Raw genomic sequence first — 15,948 nt, 5'->3', positions numbered from 1 at the left:
CGGGGGCGCACTTCGGGGAGCGCAAGCCGCCGCAGGGACCCTCCCACACGCCTCCTTCGTGGCAGCATGGTGCCGAGTTCGTACGGTGCACTGGTTGTCCACAGCCTGTGGAGGCGACGATGCGATGGTTGGTGGGGTGGAGCAGCACCGTCGCCAGAGCGTCCGGGATCGGCTCGGCCGGCGCCACGGGGAACGACGGCGAGACCGTGCACCCGGTGGGTTCCCAACTCCTGTGGGGCGACCCCGATCCGCTGTGGGCCGTCGGTGACTGGCGCCCCGACGAGGTCCGCGTGGTGACGGCCGGCGCGCGGAACCGCATCGCCGTCCTCGGCATCTGCGGCGCCTCCGACGAGGAACTGCGCGTCGGACTGTTCGCCGCGCGCGGCGGAGCGCTCCGCCATCTCACCAACTGGTCCGGCAGTTACACCGCGGTCGTCCAGGTCGACCGCCGGGTGACCGTCTGCGGTGACCTCGCCGGCGCACGGCCCGTGTTCTACACCCCCTGGGCGGGCGGCACGGCCTACGCCACCGCAGCGCTCCCGCTCGCCGACCTCATCGAGGCCAACCTCGACTTCGGGCACCTGGCCTCGATGCTCGCCGCCCCCGACGTACCGGCCGCCGTGCGCGATTCCACCCCGTACGAAGGCGTGCGCCGCATTCCGCCGGGACACACGCTCATCCTGCGGGCCGGTGCGCGTGAGATCGCCGGGTACGAGCCCGTCGCCTCCCTGGCCGTCGCCGCGCCCACCGCCGATCCCACGACCGCCGTGGACGCCGTACGGGACGCCCTCGTGGAGGCCGTCCGCGCCCGCCTCCTGGCTCCCCGCCATGTGCCGGGAGCCGATGTGGACCCCGGGCCCGTGCCCGGCATGGGGCCCGCCGAGCGCCGCGCCGCGCGCGGGACACCGGTGCCGGGCATCGGAGCCGACCTCTCCGGAGGGCCGGCTTCGGGGACCCTCGCACTGCTCGCGGCCGGCCTTCCCGGAGCGCCCGGGACGGTCCTCGGACACGGCACCGGCGCAGGGGAACGGCTCCTGGCGGTGACCTTCAACGACCTCACCGTGCGGGGGCGCGAGGCCGAGCTGGAGCGGGCCGGGACGCTGGCCGCGAATCCCCGGCTGCACCACGTGGTCGTCACCGGAGGCGAGGAGACCCTTCCCTACGCCGACCTGGAGGGGCCGCTGACCGACGAGCCGGGGCCTTCCCTGGTGACGGCGGCACGTCACCGCGCGCGGCTCGCCTCCGGCAGCGCGGACCACTTCACGGGCTACGGCGCCCGGCAGGTGCTGGACGCCCATCCGGCCCGCCTCGCCGATCTGCTCATGGACCGCAAGCGGCGCCATCTGGTCCGGCCCGTCGCCGCGTTGACGAAGGCCGACGGTTCGGTGATGGTCCCCGCGCGCGTGTACGGCGCGGCGCGCAAGCTCGCCCGTACGCCGTACCGCACCGGAGTCGACGTCCTCGCCGAGCAGTTGCTGCACCGGCGGTTCGAGGACCCCGGAGGGGCGGTGGGCGCTTCGCTGGCCGCGCTCAGCTGGGCCGGACCCGGGCCCGCGGCTCGCTGGCTGACCGGGGAGGCGCTGGCTGAAGTATCGGTTCGCCTCCAAGGGGGCGGTGGGCGGCTGAACGTCGGTCCCGGGCAGCGGCCGGGGGACTTCCGCGCGCGTGCCGCGCTGGCCCGTCACGCGGCGGACGTGCGCGTCCTGGAGCAGGCCGCCGAAATCCGCTTCCAGCGGCTGCACACGCCGTTCCTGGACAACCAGGTCGTCCGGGCGTGCCGTGAGCTCCCGGAGGCGCTGCGGGTGCAGCCCGGGGCACGGGCGGCGATTCTGCGTACGGTGCTGGAGGGGGCCGGGGTGGCCGATCTGCCCCCCGGGTGGGGAGCGCCGTCCCACGCGTCCTCCGCTGTCGCGGCCGGTACGGGGCTGCGGGTGGCGGCCGATTCCCTGGTCGCCCTGTTCGACACGCCGTTGCTCGCGCAGGCGGGGCTGGTCGAGGCGCGAGTCGTCCGCAAGGCGCTGCGCGCGGCCGCGGAGGGGGCCCCGCTGCCCCTCGACGGGCTGGCCGATCTCGTGTCGCTCGAACTGTGGCTGCGCCGGCTGCTGGCCCGGCGCGGGACGTGCTGGACGGGGACGCCGGCGCGGCAGCGGGCCGTTCCCGCGGGGATCGTCCCGCAGGGGAGGGCGTTGGGGGCGGGGGCGACCGCCCGGCAGGGCTGAGCCCTGCCGCCCGGTGGGCCGCCGGGGTCAGGATTCAGCCCCTCCGGCGTTTGCGGGGCGGGGTCCGGCGCCGGGCCCCGGTGCTGAAAGGGCCGGGGCGGAGGGGCGAATGAAGACTGCGGCCGGGCCGAGGGCAGGGGGACTCGGGAAGGCGAGGGCGGTCATGGTGGGCTCGCCGGGGCAACGCGGTGTCCTCGCCGGAGTGAGGCGGTGAGAATAGGGGCGTGCGGTACAGGATTCTGGGGGTTGCCCAGGTGGAGGACGACCGGGGGGCCCTGGTCACCGTGGGCGGCCCCCGGGTACGCGCGCTGCTCACGGCCCTGGCGTGCCACCCCGCCCGCACGCTCACCCCGGACACCCTGATCGACGAGGTTTGGGCGGACGACCCTCCCCAGGACGCCCCGGCGGCGCTGCAGGCACTGGTCGGCCGCCTCCGCCGGGCCATCGGCAAGGACGCGGTCACCTCGGAGACCGGCGGCTACCGGCTCCGGGCCGCCGCGGACGACGTGGACCTGTTCGTGTTCGAGCGGCTCGTCACGGAGGGCAGGACCGCGCTCGACCGCGGCGACGCCCGTACCGCCGCCGCCCGACTGCGCGAAGCCCTCGCCCTGTGGCGTGGCCCCGCCCTCGCGGACCTCCCCGACCGCACCGCCGCGACCCGCCCGAAGGCGCTGCGCCTGGAGGCGACGCGCAGCCGCGTCGAGGCGGACCTGCGACTCGGCCGCGCCGTCGACGTGGTACCGGAGCTGAAGGAGCTGACGGCGGCCCACCCGTACGACGAGGCGCTGCACGTCCTGCTCATCCGCGCCCTGCGCGAGACCGGCCGGGGCGCCGACGCGCTGGCCGCGTACGAGGACGTGCGCCGTGGGCTCATGGAGGGTCTCGGAGCGGATCCAGGGCCGGAACTCCGTGCCCTGCACGCCGCGTTGCTGGACCCGTCGGATGTCCGCGGGCCGCAGGGGTCCCGCTCCGGCACGGGCGGCGCCGTGTCGCCCGTGCCGACGGCCGGTCCCGGCTCTGGTCCCGGTCCCGGTCCCGGCTCTGGTCCCGGTCCTGGTCCCGGTCCTGGTCCCGGTCCCGGTCCTGGTCCCGACTCCGGCTCCGGCCCTGGTCCCGGCTCCGGCCCTGGTCCCGGTTCAGGTTCATGGGATCCCTCCCGTGCTCAGCGGACCGGGAACATTCGTCCCCGTCTGAACTCGTTCGTCGGGCGGGAACGCGAGCTCGGGGCGATCCGTTCGGATGTGCGGAGGGCACGTCTGGTCACGCTGACCGGACCAGGTGGTTCGGGGAAGACCCGCCTCGCCGAGGAAGCCGCCACCGGGCTTTCGCAGGCGTGGCTGGTCGAGCTGGCCCCGCTCGACCGGCCCGAGGCGGTCCCGGGCGCGGTGGTCAGCGCCCTCGGTCTGCGCGAAACCGCGCTGATCACCAACGAGATGGCGGTTCCGCAGGACGACCCGGTCGCCCTGCTCGTCGAGTACTGCGCCCCGCGCAGCCAGCTCCTGATCCTTGACAACTGCGAGCATGTCATCGAGGCGGCGGCCGAACTCGCCGAGACGCTGCTGACCCGCTGTCCGGGGCTCACGATCCTCGCGACGAGCCGCGAACCCCTGGGCGTACCAGGCGAGTTGGTGCGCCCGGTCGAGCCGCTCCCGCACGGTTCCGCCCGCCGCCTCTTCATGGAGCGGGCCTCCGTCGTACGTCCCGGCGCCGGCACCACGCTCCACGACTCCGCCGCCGTGGACGAGATCTGCCGACGGCTCGACGGCCTGCCCCTGGCCATCGAGCTGGCGGCCGCCCGATTGCGGCTGCTCACCCCGCGGCAGATCGCCGACCGGCTCGACGACCGCTTCCGGCTGCTCACCTCCGGAAGCCGTACGGTGCTGCCCCGCCAGCAGACCCTGCGTGCCGTCGTCGACTGGTCCTGGGATCTGCTCGACGAGCGCGAACGGGCCGTGCTGTGCGAGGCGTCGGTGTTCGCGGGCGGGTGGGACCTGGCGGCCGCGGAGGCCGTGTGCACCGGTCCGGCCGCCGACCTGATCGGCGCGCTCGTCGACAAGTCCCTGCTCGTCGCCACCCCGGACGGCATGGACAACACGGACGGCTCGGCGTCGTGCCCGTCGCCGTATCCGGCGCCGCCCGCTCCGGGTGGCGCCGGGGGCACGGGTGCCGCCGGGGGCGCGGCTACTCTCGGTGCCGGTGCCGGTGCCGGTGCCGGTGGCGGGATGCGCTATCGCATGCTGGAGACCATCCACGAGTACGCCGCCGAGCGAGCCGCCGAGGTTCCCGAACTGCGCGCCGCCGCAGAGCGACGCCACCGAGCGTGGGTGCGCGCCCTGACGGAGGAGGCCGAGCCCCAGCTGCGCTCGTCCGGCCAACTCCCCTGGATCCGGCGCCTGGAGACCGAGCTCGACAACATCCGGGCGGCCCTGCTGCGCACGCTGGCCGCCCATGACGAGGAAGAGGCAGGTGCCCTGGTCCTCGACATGGGCTGGTTCTGGTGGCTGCGCAACTTCCACCGCGAGGGCGCCGAATGGACGGAACTCGTCCTGAGACTGGGAGCGTTGCTGGACGCGTCGACCAGTGACGGTGCGGTGACCTGTGACGACCGCACGGCGACAGCCGGCGGCGACACGGGCGGTGCCGGCCACAGCGACAGCGGCAGCCGTTACGGCAGTGGTAGCCACAGCGACAGCGGCGCTGGCGGCGTGAGTGACATCCGCGGTGAAGGCAGCGGAGGCAGCGGGCTTCGCGCCGCGAGCGGCGGCGCGTCGGCGACCGCGCCCGGCGCGGAGACCACCGTCGGTGTCCCGTCCGCCGCCGGTGAAAGCCTCTTTTCCGAGCTCGACGGCGTCGATCCGGTCGCCGCACTTCTCGATCATCCCGAGCGCGACGAACGGCATCCGTTGCGCGCCATGCGCATGCGGCTGCGCATGCTCCACCTGTTCATGAAGGTGGACGTCGTCCCGGTGGACGAGTGGGGGGACGTCCGGTTGCGGGAGTACGCGGGGCAGGTACGGGCCGCCTTCGAGAAGGGCGGTCCGGACGCGGCGCGCATGCCGGGGATCATCTGGCCGATGGCCGCGCACTTCCTGGGCACCCCGGACGACGCACGCCCCGCGATGGACAAGGCGGTTGCCAACTGCCGTGAGTACGGCGGTGAATGGGAGATCGGTGTCGCCCTGATGTTCCGTACGCACATGGCCGTCGACGGGCCGGGCCGTATGCCCGGGGTGGACGAGGACCTGGCGGAACTGCGCGGGCTCAGCCGACGGGTGGGGGACCGCTGGATGTGGGCCCAGGTGTGCAGCGCGGCCGGTGAGGCGGCGATGGCGCGCAGCCGGTTCGACGAGGCGAAAGGCGAGTACGAGGAGGCGCTGCGGCTCGCCTACGAGGTGGGGGCGTACGCCGAGGTGCCGTTCCTGATGGCGCGGCTGGCCGAGATCGCCCACCGCGCGGGCGAGCGGTCCGTGGCCCTGGCCACCCTGGACGAGGCGAGCGCCGCGGCCGATCTGTACGGGGTGATGGATTCCCGGGCGTTCGTCCATCTGCTGCGGGCCCAAGTGGTCCTGGACGACGGGGAGGTCGCCCTCGCGCGCGAACTGTGCGAGAAGGCGCGCGCGGAGAGCCTCCGGGGTACCCCACCACCGCAGTTCGTGGCGGCGCTGGACTGGGCCGACGCCCTTGTCACGGTTGCCGAGTCCGGCCCCGTGCGGGGCCTGTTGAAGCTGTCCTCCGCGCTGCGGGACGCGATGGACGGGCGGTGCGCCGACGTGGTGGCGTCGGGCCTCGTCGAGGTCGCGGCCCGTCTTCTCACCGAGGTGGGCGCCCACCCGGTCGCGGCCCGGCTGCTCGCCGCCGGCACCCGCTGGCGCGGAGGGGATCCGCGCCCGGCCCGCGAGAGCGCCGATGCCCGGCGCATCGAAGCCGCGGCCCTCGCGGCGCTCGGACCGGACCGCTACGAGTCCGAGCGCGCCCGGGGTTCCTGCTGGACGCAGGAGGAGGCCCTGAGCGACCTGAACGAAGCGCTCAAGGAGTACCCGGCCGAGTAGTCGTCACCCGTACGAGGTCCGCCGGGTGCGCCATGTGCGCCAGGTGGGCCGGGTCCGCCGGGTACGTCGCGTGTGTCGGGTGCCTTGGGTGTTCCGGTGGGGGCGCACCCGTATCTCCCCCGGGTACGCAGGGCCGGGTCGAGCGTTCGGCGAGGCGAGGACGCCGGCTCGCGCGGAGCCCTTACCGGCACAGGAACTCCGACTCCGCCCAATCCCCCAGTGACGCCGAGTCGAACGGGCTGTGGGGCTCGACGACGAGCCGGATCGTCCGGTGGCCGGTGAGGTTCACGTGGACGGGGACCGCCGGGTCACCGCCCTCGATCAGCGGTGAACGCCACTGGGGGGACCCGTCCGCGTAGACGGAGAACCGCAGCCTGCCCAGGCCCGTCATCAGGTCGTCGACCCCGACCATCGCGTCGTACGAGCTGCAATCGCGGTTGAGTTCGATGGTGACGGAGGACCGGCCGTGGACGGTCACGCCGTGCGCGTACCGGGTGTCCGCGATCTTCATTCCGTCGCGCCGCCAGACCCAGCTGCTTTCGCCCAGCCGCATCTCCGGCTCGGTGTGGTCGCCGATGACGTCGTACCGCAGCTCGCTCCACCGGTAGACGAGCGGGGCGGGCGGGGGAGGCGTCGGGGTCGGCGTGGGCTTCGGGTCGGCCTTCGTCGGGGTGGGCTTCGGCGGCGGGGTGGGCTTCGGTGCGGGAGTCGGTGCGGGGGGCGGGCTCGGGGCCGCCTCGGGTGCCTGCTTCGGGGTGGGCTTCGGCCCTGGCCCGGGGGGCGGGGCGGGCACCGGCGAGTGAGTCACCGCCGGCGGATTCGGCGCGGGGGATCTCCTGGCCGGAGCCTGTGACGGCAACGGCGCTTCGACGGCGGGTGAGGCGGCCGGTCCGGCCTCGGGCCGCCGGGCGGGGCTCTCGTTGCCGGCCAGGGCGAGCACCACCGCCGCCGTCGCGGCCACGGCGACGGCACCCGCCGCGATACCGGCCTTGACCGGTGCGCCGATCCCCTCGGAGAGCGCGGCGCCGCCAACTGCGCCCGCTCCTCCCGAGCCGCCGCCCGCCGCGCCCGCCGCGGCCGCGGCTCCGGCGGCACCCGCTCCGGCGCCACCGGCGATGAGCGCGACGGCCTTCGCGTATCCGGCGGCACCGAACCAGCCGATGACCGCGACCGGCACGACCGCGGGGATGCCGCCGGCCACTTCCTTGATCTGGCCCGCGGCCAGGCGGCACCTGGCGCACTCCGCCAGGTGCTTGCGCAGCCCCCGTTCGGCACGGGTGCGCAGGCCGCCGCGGGCGTAGGCGCCGAGCCGGTCGGCGTAGCGCGCGCACTCCTCGTCCATCGTGAGCGTGGTGCTGACGTGCGCCTGGAGGTAGGCCTGCCTGAGGCCCTCGCGGGCGCGGCTGGCGAGCACGCGGGTGCCGTTGGCGTCGAGACCGAAGAGCGTGGCCACCTCGCTCGGGGACTCGTCCTCGACCTCGGTGTGCCAGAGCACGGCCTGCCAGCGCTCGGGCAGCGAACGGAAGGCCCGCATGGCCATGGACTGCTCGGCCTCGTGCATCGCGCGTACGTCCGCGCCGAGGTCGAGGGTGTCGTCGTCGGAGACCTCGGATCCACGGACGGCCTGTGCGGCGAACACCGCGAAATCGTCGACCAGTTGCTCGCGTCTGGCTGTCTTCGTCCAGTTCGCGGCGACCCGGCGGACGGTGGTGAGGAGATACGCGCGCACGGCGTGCTCGGGGCCGCTGCCGCCGCGTACGGCCTGGAGCATGCGGGCGAACACCTCGGCAGTGAGGTCGTCGGCGGTGTGCGAGTCGCGGCAGCAGGTGCGGGCGTAGCGGCGGACGGCTTCGGCGTGCCGGCGGTACAGCTCCTCGTACGCCGTGTCGTCGCCCGCGCGCATCCGCTCGATCAGACCGGCGTCGGGGGGCGGCAGGTCCACCGGGGGCACCAGATCCAGCGGGGGAGGCAGCACGCTGCCCTCGCGAAGGTCCCACCGGTCACGCTGCGAAGGCACGCCGGGGTCGACCGTGTCGGTGTCCGGGTTTCCGCTCCGCGGACTTCCACCGGGCGGGCCGCCCTGGCTCGGCACCTGCCGTGACGGTGAGCCGCCGGGCTCCGTGCCGCCGTCGGCGCCACCGTCACCGAGTGACTCGTCCCGGCCGTCAAAACTCATCGCGGAAAGCCCCCGCCTGCACACTCGGACCCGAATACCGGGACAGAGTGCCACAGGCTTCCCGGGCGCAGCTTCCTCGTACGGACCAACCACTCGTCCGAGGGGATTAATCGCTCGGCAGTACTAAATGTCACTCGTTCGGGGAATGGTCAACGGTCGCCGTACGCGCGGAAGTTGCCGCTCCGCACTGGAGTGAGGTCATGACGTCGCGACGGCAGGGGCACATGGCGGCACGAACGAGAGAAGCCCCCGGGCGCGAGTGTCGCACTCGCGCCCGGGAGCTCCCACGTACTCGAAGGATCCACGCACCCGGAAGGGATCGCTCCGGTTCACGCCGGACGCGAGCGCAGGCCCTCCAGCAGGATGTCGAGGAGCCGGGCCGAGGCCGCCGCCTGCTGCGCCGCGTCCGGCAGTGAGGGCGCCGCCGTCGCGATGACCAGCAGCACGTCCGCCACCGTGACATCGGCGCGCAACTCGCCCGCCGCGCGCGCCCGGTCGACCAGTTGGCCGACCACTTCGAGCAGGGCCGCCGCGCCGGCGTCGTCCACCTCGGCGATCACGGGCTCGTCCTCGGGAGCGGGCCGCTGTTCGACGAGCCGCAACTCGGGCGCGAGCTGGGACCGCTGCTGCGGCACCCGTGCCTCGTCCGCCTCGGGCTCGTCCTCCGCGACGCCGACCCGCAGCACCTGGGGCGGCAGCAGCCGTCCGGCGCCCGAGGCCACCGACGTCCGCAGGAAGCGCGAGAGCGCCGACCACGGCTCGTCCTCCTGGCCCAGCGCGGCGCGGGCCTGGTCGGTAAGCCGGGAGGTCTCCTCCTCGGCTATCCGGCGCACCAGGACGTCCTTGCTCGGGAAGCGCCGGTACACCGTGCCGACACCGACCCTCGCGCGCCGGGCGACGTCCTCCATCGGCGCGCCGTACCCCAGCTCGCCGAAGACCTCGCGCGCCGCGCGCAGTACATGTTCCAGATTGCGCTGTGCGTCCACACGCAGCGGCGTCGTGCGCGATCCGTCCGTCGGACCGCGGCCGTTGCCGCTCGTCGCCGCGCCGATCGCACCACCAGGTGCGATGGCCGACGCGGAAGACCAATGAGAGTCCTGAATATGCATAAGCGTTCCCCCGGTAATGACGTCTCCCCCCGGAGACACTCCCCGCCATCGACAGACCGGAGCGTGTGGAACAGCTTGTGCGCGAACCCGCCGTACGGACCCGCCGAGCGCATCCCCCTACACCCCGTCGACACACGAACATAGTTGAGAGGGGGTCAATTCAGAAGGGGCAGGTTCCGCACAGAGCGCCCCCCGATCGGAGTACGGGCCGGTTACGTCCCGGTTGCGCCCCCTCCGAGTACCCCCCTCGCCCACCCTGACCTGCGCTTTTTCCCTGGACTCCGGCAAATCGGCCAACTCCGCACGTTGTCGGCGACCGGTCACACAAATTGCCAGGGCTGTGGACAAACTCCGGAGAGGGGTGCGTCATGGGACGGTGAAGGAACGTGCGCGCATTCTCATTGTCGGCGGCGGCTACGTCGGGATGTACACCGCTCTGCGCCTCCAGCGGAAGCTGAAGCCCGAACTGAAGCGGGGCGAGGTCGAGATCACGGTGGTCTCACCCGACCCTTATATGACGTATCAGCCGTTCCTTCCCGAGGCCGCCGCCGGCTCGATCTCGCCGCGGCACGTGGTCGTTCCGCTGCGCCGGGTCCTCGGCCGGTGCCGGATCGTCATCGGCGAGGTCCAGTCGATCGACCACGCCAAGCGCACCGCCACGCTCAGCACGCTCGCCACCGAGGAGGAGGGCACGGGCGCGGAGCGGATCACCTACGACGAACTCGTGCTCGCCCCCGGCTCGGTCTCGCGCACCCTGCCGATCCCGGGGCTCGCCGAGTACGCCATCGGCTTCAAGACGGTCGAGGAGGCCATCGGCCTGCGCAACCACGTCATCGAGCAGATGGACATCGCCTCCTCCACCCGCGACCCCGCGATCCGTGACGCGGCCCTGACCTTCGTCTTCGTAGGAGGCGGTTACGCCGGCGTCGAGGCGCTCGGCGAACTGGAGGACATGGCCCGCTACACCGCGCGGTACTACCACAACCTCAAGCCCGAGGACATGAAATGGATCCTCGTCGAGGCCTCGGACCGCATCCTGCCCGAGGTCGGCGAGGAGATGGGCCGGTACACCGTCACCCAGCTGCGCCGGCGCAACATCGAGGTACGCCTGGAGACCCGCCTCAACAGCTGCGCGGACCGGATCGTCGTCCTCAGTGACGGCGCGCGTTTCCCGACGCGCACCGTCGTGTGGACGGCCGGTGTGAAACCGCACCCCGTCCTCGCCGAGACCGACCTCCCCCTGAACGAGCGCGGCCGGCTCAAGTGCACCCCGCAGCTCGCCGTCGACGGCGCCGCGCACGCGTGGGCCGCCGGCGACGCCGCGGCGGTCCCCGACGTGACCGCGGAGCCCGGCAAGGAGACCGCGCCCAACGCCCAGCACGCCGTGCGCCAGGCGAAGGTCCTCGGCGACAACCTCGCGCACACCTTGCGCGGCGAGCCCCTGGAGACGTACTCCCACAAGTACGTCGGCTCGGTCGCGTCCCTGGGACTGCACAAGGGAGTCGCACACGTCTACGGGCGCAAGCTGAGGGGCTATCCTGCCTGGTTCATGCACCGCGTCTACCACCTCAGCAGGGTGCCGACCTTCAACCGCAAGGCCCGTGTGCTCGCCGAATGGACCCTGGCGGGACTCTTCAAGCGGGAGATCGTGTCCCTCGGGTCGCTCGAACACCCCCGTGCGGAGTTCGAACTGGCGGCCGGGGGAAAGCCTCGGACCGACCCGAAGGGGTCGTCCTGACCGGACCGAGGAACTACACCGGCGGGGACGGCGTCTGACGGATGTCGGCCCGGTCGGTCAGACTGCCAGACAGGTCCACGACTTTGGGCGGGTGAACCGCTCGCCCTTCTAACACGAGGCTTTCCCCACTGTGAACTTCACGCGCTGGAGCGCCCGGCTCCCCGGAACGCAGCGCCGCGCCACAGCGCGGACCGAGCACACGGCCGCGCACACGGCCGCCCCGGACCGGCGCGGGGAAGGCTCCGTACCGGCGGCCCGCGTCGAGCAGCCGACCGATGACGCCCCTCCCGGGCTGGCGGTCGACGAACTCCCGGTGCGCGCGGTCCTCGACCGCGTTCCCGCGCTCGTCGCCCTCGTGCACGGCCCCGAGCACCGCCTCTCGTACGTCAACGACGCCTACACGGCGGCCTTCGGCGCCCGCCCCGTCGGCGAGCCCGCGCGCCAGGCACTGCCCGAGCTGGACGAACTCGGGCTGCTGCCGCTCCTCGACCAGGTCCTGCGCAGCGCCAAGCCCCGCACGGTCAAGTCCCGCAAGGTGTCGACCGGCCGCTCCTACACGTTCACCTGCACCCCCGTCGACACCTCCCCGGAGGGAGACGGCCGCGGGGTCCTCGTCTTCGCCACCGACGTCACCGACCACGCAGAGGCCGCCGAGCGGCTGCGCGCCAGCGAGCGCCGGCAGCGCGAGACCGCCGTCACCCTCCAGCGCTCCCTGCTCCCGCAGGAGTTGGAGGAGCCCGACGACCTGCGCATCGCCGCCACCTACCTGCCGGGCGGCACGGAGGCGGCGGTCGGCGGCGACTGGTACGACGTCATCACCCTCGGCGGCGGCCGCACCGCGCTCGTCATCGGCGACGTCATGGGCCGCGGGGTCCGCGCGGCGGCCGTCATGGGCCAGCTCCGCACCGCCGTCCGCGCGTACGCCCGTCTCGACCTGCCGCCGCACGAGATCCTGCAGCTCCTCGACGGCCTCGCCACCGAGATCGACGCCAACCAGATCGCCACGTGTGTGTACGCCATCCACGACCCGAACGAGGGCCGGCTGGTTTACGCCTCCGCCGGCCACCTGCCCATCCTGGTGCGCGACGAGAACGGCACCATCCATCGCGCCGACGAGCCGACCGGGCCGCCGCTCGGCACCGGCGGATGGCTGCACGCCTCCGGCTCGGTGCCGCTCGGCCCCGGCTCCACCGCCGTCCTCTACACGGACGGTCTGGTCGAGCGCCGCGACGAGGACCTCGACGAGGGCATCGCCTCCCTGCAGCGCGCCCTCGCGGGCGCCACGGGCAGCCCCCAGGTGGTCTGCGACCGCCTGGTCCGCGCGGCCGGCGTCACCGCCGACCACGACGACGACGTCGCCGTCCTGGTCGTCCAGCACCCTTCCCGTACGGGCCCCGACGGCGAGCTCTTCCGCAACGCCGCCCTGGAACTGCTCGGCGGCATGGAAGCGGCCCCCCGCGCGCGTGCCTTCGCCTCAGGCGTGCTGGCCAGCTGGCGCTTCCCCGGCGATCTGCACGACCTCGGCGTCCTGGCCGCCAGCGAACTCGTGGCCAACTCCCTTCAGCACGGCACCCCGCCGATGCGGCTGCGCCTTCGCCGCACCGACCGCCGCCTGATCATCGAGGTCACCGACGGCGACGACCACCTCCCGCGCCGCCGCCGCGCCGAACCCGGCGACGAAGCGGGCCGCGGCATCGCGATCGTGGCCACTATCGCCTCGAACTGGGGCTCTCGCCGCACACCGGGCGGCGGCAAGGCGGTGTGGTGCGAGTTCGCGCTCCCGCGCGCGGGCGGCTGACTCCGCGAGCCTGGAGCCAGGAGAAGTACGGGGGGACCGGCGAGGGACCGAATTCGCGGAGCGGAATGCGGGAACCCGAATCGGCATACGAAAGGGCCGCCATCACGTCGTCACGTGATGGCGGCCCTCGTACGTCTGTCAGGCGCTCGCCGGTACCGGTTCCAACGGAGCCCCGCCCCGTGCGACCACCCGGCTCCTCGCGAGCGAGGGCTGATTCTGTACGGGGGTGAGCTGCCGCCCGAGCCGCACGGCCAGGACGGTGATGCCGAGCGAGAAGAGCAGGAACGTCGCGACGTACGGGCCGTGCAGCGAGGCCCCCAGCGGGCCGCCCACCGCCGGCCCGATCGCCAGCGCGAGCTGCTTCACCAGGGCGAAGGCGGAGTTGTACTGACCCGCCATGCCCGTCGGCGCCAGATCTGCGACCAGCGGAGCCACCGTCGGCGACAGCATCGCCTCACCGAGCCCGAAGAGCGCGTACGTCGAGACGAAGGCCGCCGTGGCCATGGTCCGGCTGCCGTGACCGAGGCCCGCGTACCCGGCCGCCAGCCAGGCGACGGCCCAGATGAGCCCGACCGCGGCGATCACCCGGGACCGCTTGCGGCGTTCGACGAACTTCAGCACCGCGAACTGCGCGACCACGATCATCGCCGTGTTCGCCGCCATCGCCGTGCCGAGCGCGGACGTGGAGATCCCGGCCGCCTCGACGCCGTACGCGGAAAGACCCGACTCGAACTGGCCGTAGCAGGCGAAGAACAGCACGAAGCCCAGCACGGACAGCTGCACCATCGCCCGGTTGCCGAGAAGCTGCTTCCAGCCGCCACCCCTGGACTGCGGTGCGTCCCCCGTGATCCGCGGTGCGTGCGGCATCCGTACGGTCGCCATGATCACGACCAGCACCAGGAACATCGCCGCTTCGATCGCGAACAGCAGCGTGAACGAGCTCGCCCGGTCCGGATCGACGATGTGTCCGCCGATGAGACCGCCGACCCCGAGGCCCAGGTTCTGCAGGAAGAACTGTGTCGCGAAGGCGCGCGACCGGGTGTCCGCCGAGGAGCAGTCGACGATCATCGTCGCGAGCGACGGCTGCATCACGGCCTGCCCGGCACCGAGCGCCGCCGCCGACAGCACCACGGTCGTCGCGCTGTTCGCCAGCCCCAGGCTCAGCGCACCGAGAGCGGCGGTGACCAGGGCGGCGAGCAGAACCGGCAGCGGGCCGCGCCGAACGATCGCCCGCCCGGCGAACGGCAGCACGACGAGAGCGGCCACGGCGAAGACGGCGAGCACGACGCCCGCCGTCATGGAGCCGAGTCCCCGCACCTGCGCCACATAGACGTAGAGGAAGGGGACGGTAAAGCCGAGCCCGAACGCGCTGAGCGCGTTGCCCACGTGGATCCGGCGCATAGCTGCGCCCATCGCCCTGGTCACTTTCACCTGCCTTGGTCGTGAAGCCGTGCGGGCCCGTCCGTGCCCGGCAGCGTGTTCGCGACACGTTCCCCGTGCATGGATGCAGGCCTGAAGACTTCGAAGCTAAAGTTAGATGTTGAACTGTACACCTCGAAGGACTTCGACACCAAGCGGTGTCATGCGATACTCGGGCCATGGGCGACACCCCCGGCGTCAGTGAGCCGACACTCGAAGAACAGATCGCCGCCTACCAGCGTGAGTTCCAGGACCTCGACCCCCAGGTCGAGAAGATCGTCTCGGCGCTGTCCCGCCTCAACCGGCGGATGAACGTCGCCTACGGCCGCCAGACCGCCGCGCTCGGCATCAGCAACGCCGAGTGGGAGGTCCTGAAGGCGCTGGTCCTCGCCGGCGCCCCCTACCGCCTCGGGCCGAGCGAGCTCGCCAAGCGCCTCGGCCTCACCCCGGCCGCCATGACCCACCGCATCGACCGCATGGTCGCGGAGGGGCTGGTCACCCGGGAGCGTGACGAGGCGAACCGTGTGCGCGTCATCGTCGAGCTGACCGACGAGGGCCGCGAGAAGTGGCTGGAGGCGATGCGCCTCGCCACGGTCTTCGAGGAAGACCTGCTCCAGGACCTCTCCGCCGAGGACCGGGGTGTCCTGGGTGAGGTCCTGACCCGTCTGCTCCGACGGGTGGAGGACGCCCAGCCGGACGCGGGCGGCCGACTCAGCGACCTCGATTAAAGATCTTGACAGGGGAGGTTGACACTGCCCTGGCGGATCCGTAAGGTTCTTCGAGTTGCCACGGGGCCGTAACGGTTCTGCGGCGGCACCTCCGCCGCTGATGCGGCACTCAAACCACCAGCACGATCTCCCAACCGGGGCGAATTCGGCGTGCCCGAATTCAATTCGATTTGGGCACGGCGGCCCGATTAGGAACTGCCGGGAAGATCCGCTAAAGTTTGAGACGTCGGAACGGCCCAACAGCCGCGAGGACGAGCCCCGCTGACTGGGAGTCAGGTCCGAAAGGTTCTGATAGAGTCGGACTCGCCGGAAAGGGAAACGCGGAAGCGGGAACCTGGAAAGCACCGAGGAAATCGGATACGGAAACGGTCTGATAGAGTCGGAAACGCAAGACCGAAGGGAAGCGCCCGGAGGAAAGCCCGAGAGGGTGAGTACAAAGGAAGCGTCCGTTCCTTGAGAACTCAACAGCGTGCCAAAAATCAACGCCAGATTTGTTGATACCCCGTCTCCGGCCGATCGGTCGGGACGAGGTTCCTTTGAAAAAGTCCTGCCGGGCATTGTTCCGGCAGGCGCATCAGCGAGGACGCTGTGAACCGAAGGGATTATTCCTCCCTCCGGTTCCGCTCTCGTGATGTAAACCGGATTACCGGTAAACATTCACGGAGAGTTTGATCCTGGCTCAGGACGAACGCTGGCGGCGTGCTTAACACAT

At 72.5% G+C, this 15,948-nt stretch carries 8 protein-coding genes; 5 read left to right on the top strand and 3 right to left on the bottom strand.

The window, feature by feature from the left end:
- The first annotated feature begins 119 nt into the window (after positions 1-119).
- The gene (locus ACFYW8_RS11690) at positions 120-2,219 is read left to right on the top strand and encodes an asparagine synthase-related protein (protein ID WP_389071221.1); all 2,100 of its coding nucleotides are present in this window, start codon (positions 120-122) and stop codon (positions 2,217-2,219) included.
- 224 nt (positions 2,220-2,443) lie between these two features.
- A complete protein-coding gene (locus ACFYW8_RS11685) occupies positions 2,444-6,268 on the top strand; it encodes a BTAD domain-containing putative transcriptional regulator (RefSeq protein WP_389071217.1) in 3,825 nt (1,274 codons plus the stop codon).
- Between the two features lie 181 nt (positions 6,269-6,449).
- On the opposite strand, the gene ACFYW8_RS11680 is transcribed toward ACFYW8_RS11685, so the two are convergent.
- Positions 6,450-8,444: a sigma-70 family RNA polymerase sigma factor gene (locus tag ACFYW8_RS11680; RefSeq protein ID WP_389071212.1), complete on the bottom strand. Its 1,995-nt coding sequence runs from the start codon at positions 8,442-8,444 to the stop codon at positions 6,450-6,452.
- 329 nt (positions 8,445-8,773) lie between these two features.
- Positions 8,774-9,553, bottom strand: a complete 780-nt coding sequence (locus ACFYW8_RS11675; protein ID WP_389071208.1) for a TetR/AcrR family transcriptional regulator — start codon at positions 9,551-9,553, stop codon at positions 8,774-8,776.
- Positions 9,554-9,929: 376 nt separating this feature from the next.
- Here ACFYW8_RS11675 and ACFYW8_RS11670 point away from each other — a divergent pair, with 376 nt between their 5' ends.
- Together ACFYW8_RS11670 and ACFYW8_RS11665 are read left to right on the top strand one after the other, a co-directional pair.
- The gene (locus tag ACFYW8_RS11670) at positions 9,930-11,291 is read left to right on the top strand and encodes an NAD(P)/FAD-dependent oxidoreductase (RefSeq protein ID WP_389071203.1); all 1,362 of its coding nucleotides are present in this window, start codon (positions 9,930-9,932) and stop codon (positions 11,289-11,291) included.
- A 130-nt stretch (positions 11,292-11,421) separates the two neighbouring features.
- Positions 11,422-13,089 carry a SpoIIE family protein phosphatase gene (locus ACFYW8_RS11665; protein ID WP_389071199.1) on the top strand — a complete coding sequence of 556 codons (1,668 nt, stop codon included), beginning with the start codon at positions 11,422-11,424 and terminating at the stop codon, positions 13,087-13,089.
- Positions 13,090-13,227: 138 nt separating this feature from the next.
- Here ACFYW8_RS11665 and ACFYW8_RS11660 read toward each other — a convergent pair whose 3' ends face one another.
- Complete coding sequence (locus tag ACFYW8_RS11660; protein WP_389071194.1) at positions 13,228-14,502, bottom strand: MFS transporter; 1,275 nt, start codon at positions 14,500-14,502, stop codon at positions 13,228-13,230.
- Between the two features lie 185 nt (positions 14,503-14,687).
- Between ACFYW8_RS11660 and ACFYW8_RS11655 the strand changes: the two genes are divergently transcribed.
- Positions 14,688-15,236 carry a MarR family transcriptional regulator gene (locus tag ACFYW8_RS11655; RefSeq protein WP_365869566.1) on the top strand — a complete coding sequence of 183 codons (549 nt, stop codon included), beginning with the start codon at positions 14,688-14,690 and terminating at the stop codon, positions 15,234-15,236.
- Positions 15,237-15,948 lie beyond the last annotated feature (712 nt).

This window comes from Streptomyces sp. NPDC002742, assembly GCF_042888885.1.
Taxonomy (GTDB): Bacteria; Actinomycetota; Actinomycetes; order Streptomycetales; family Streptomycetaceae; genus Streptomyces.
The sequence above is the reverse complement of the archived record's forward strand: the minus strand, read 5'-3'. Positions and strand labels throughout refer to the sequence as shown.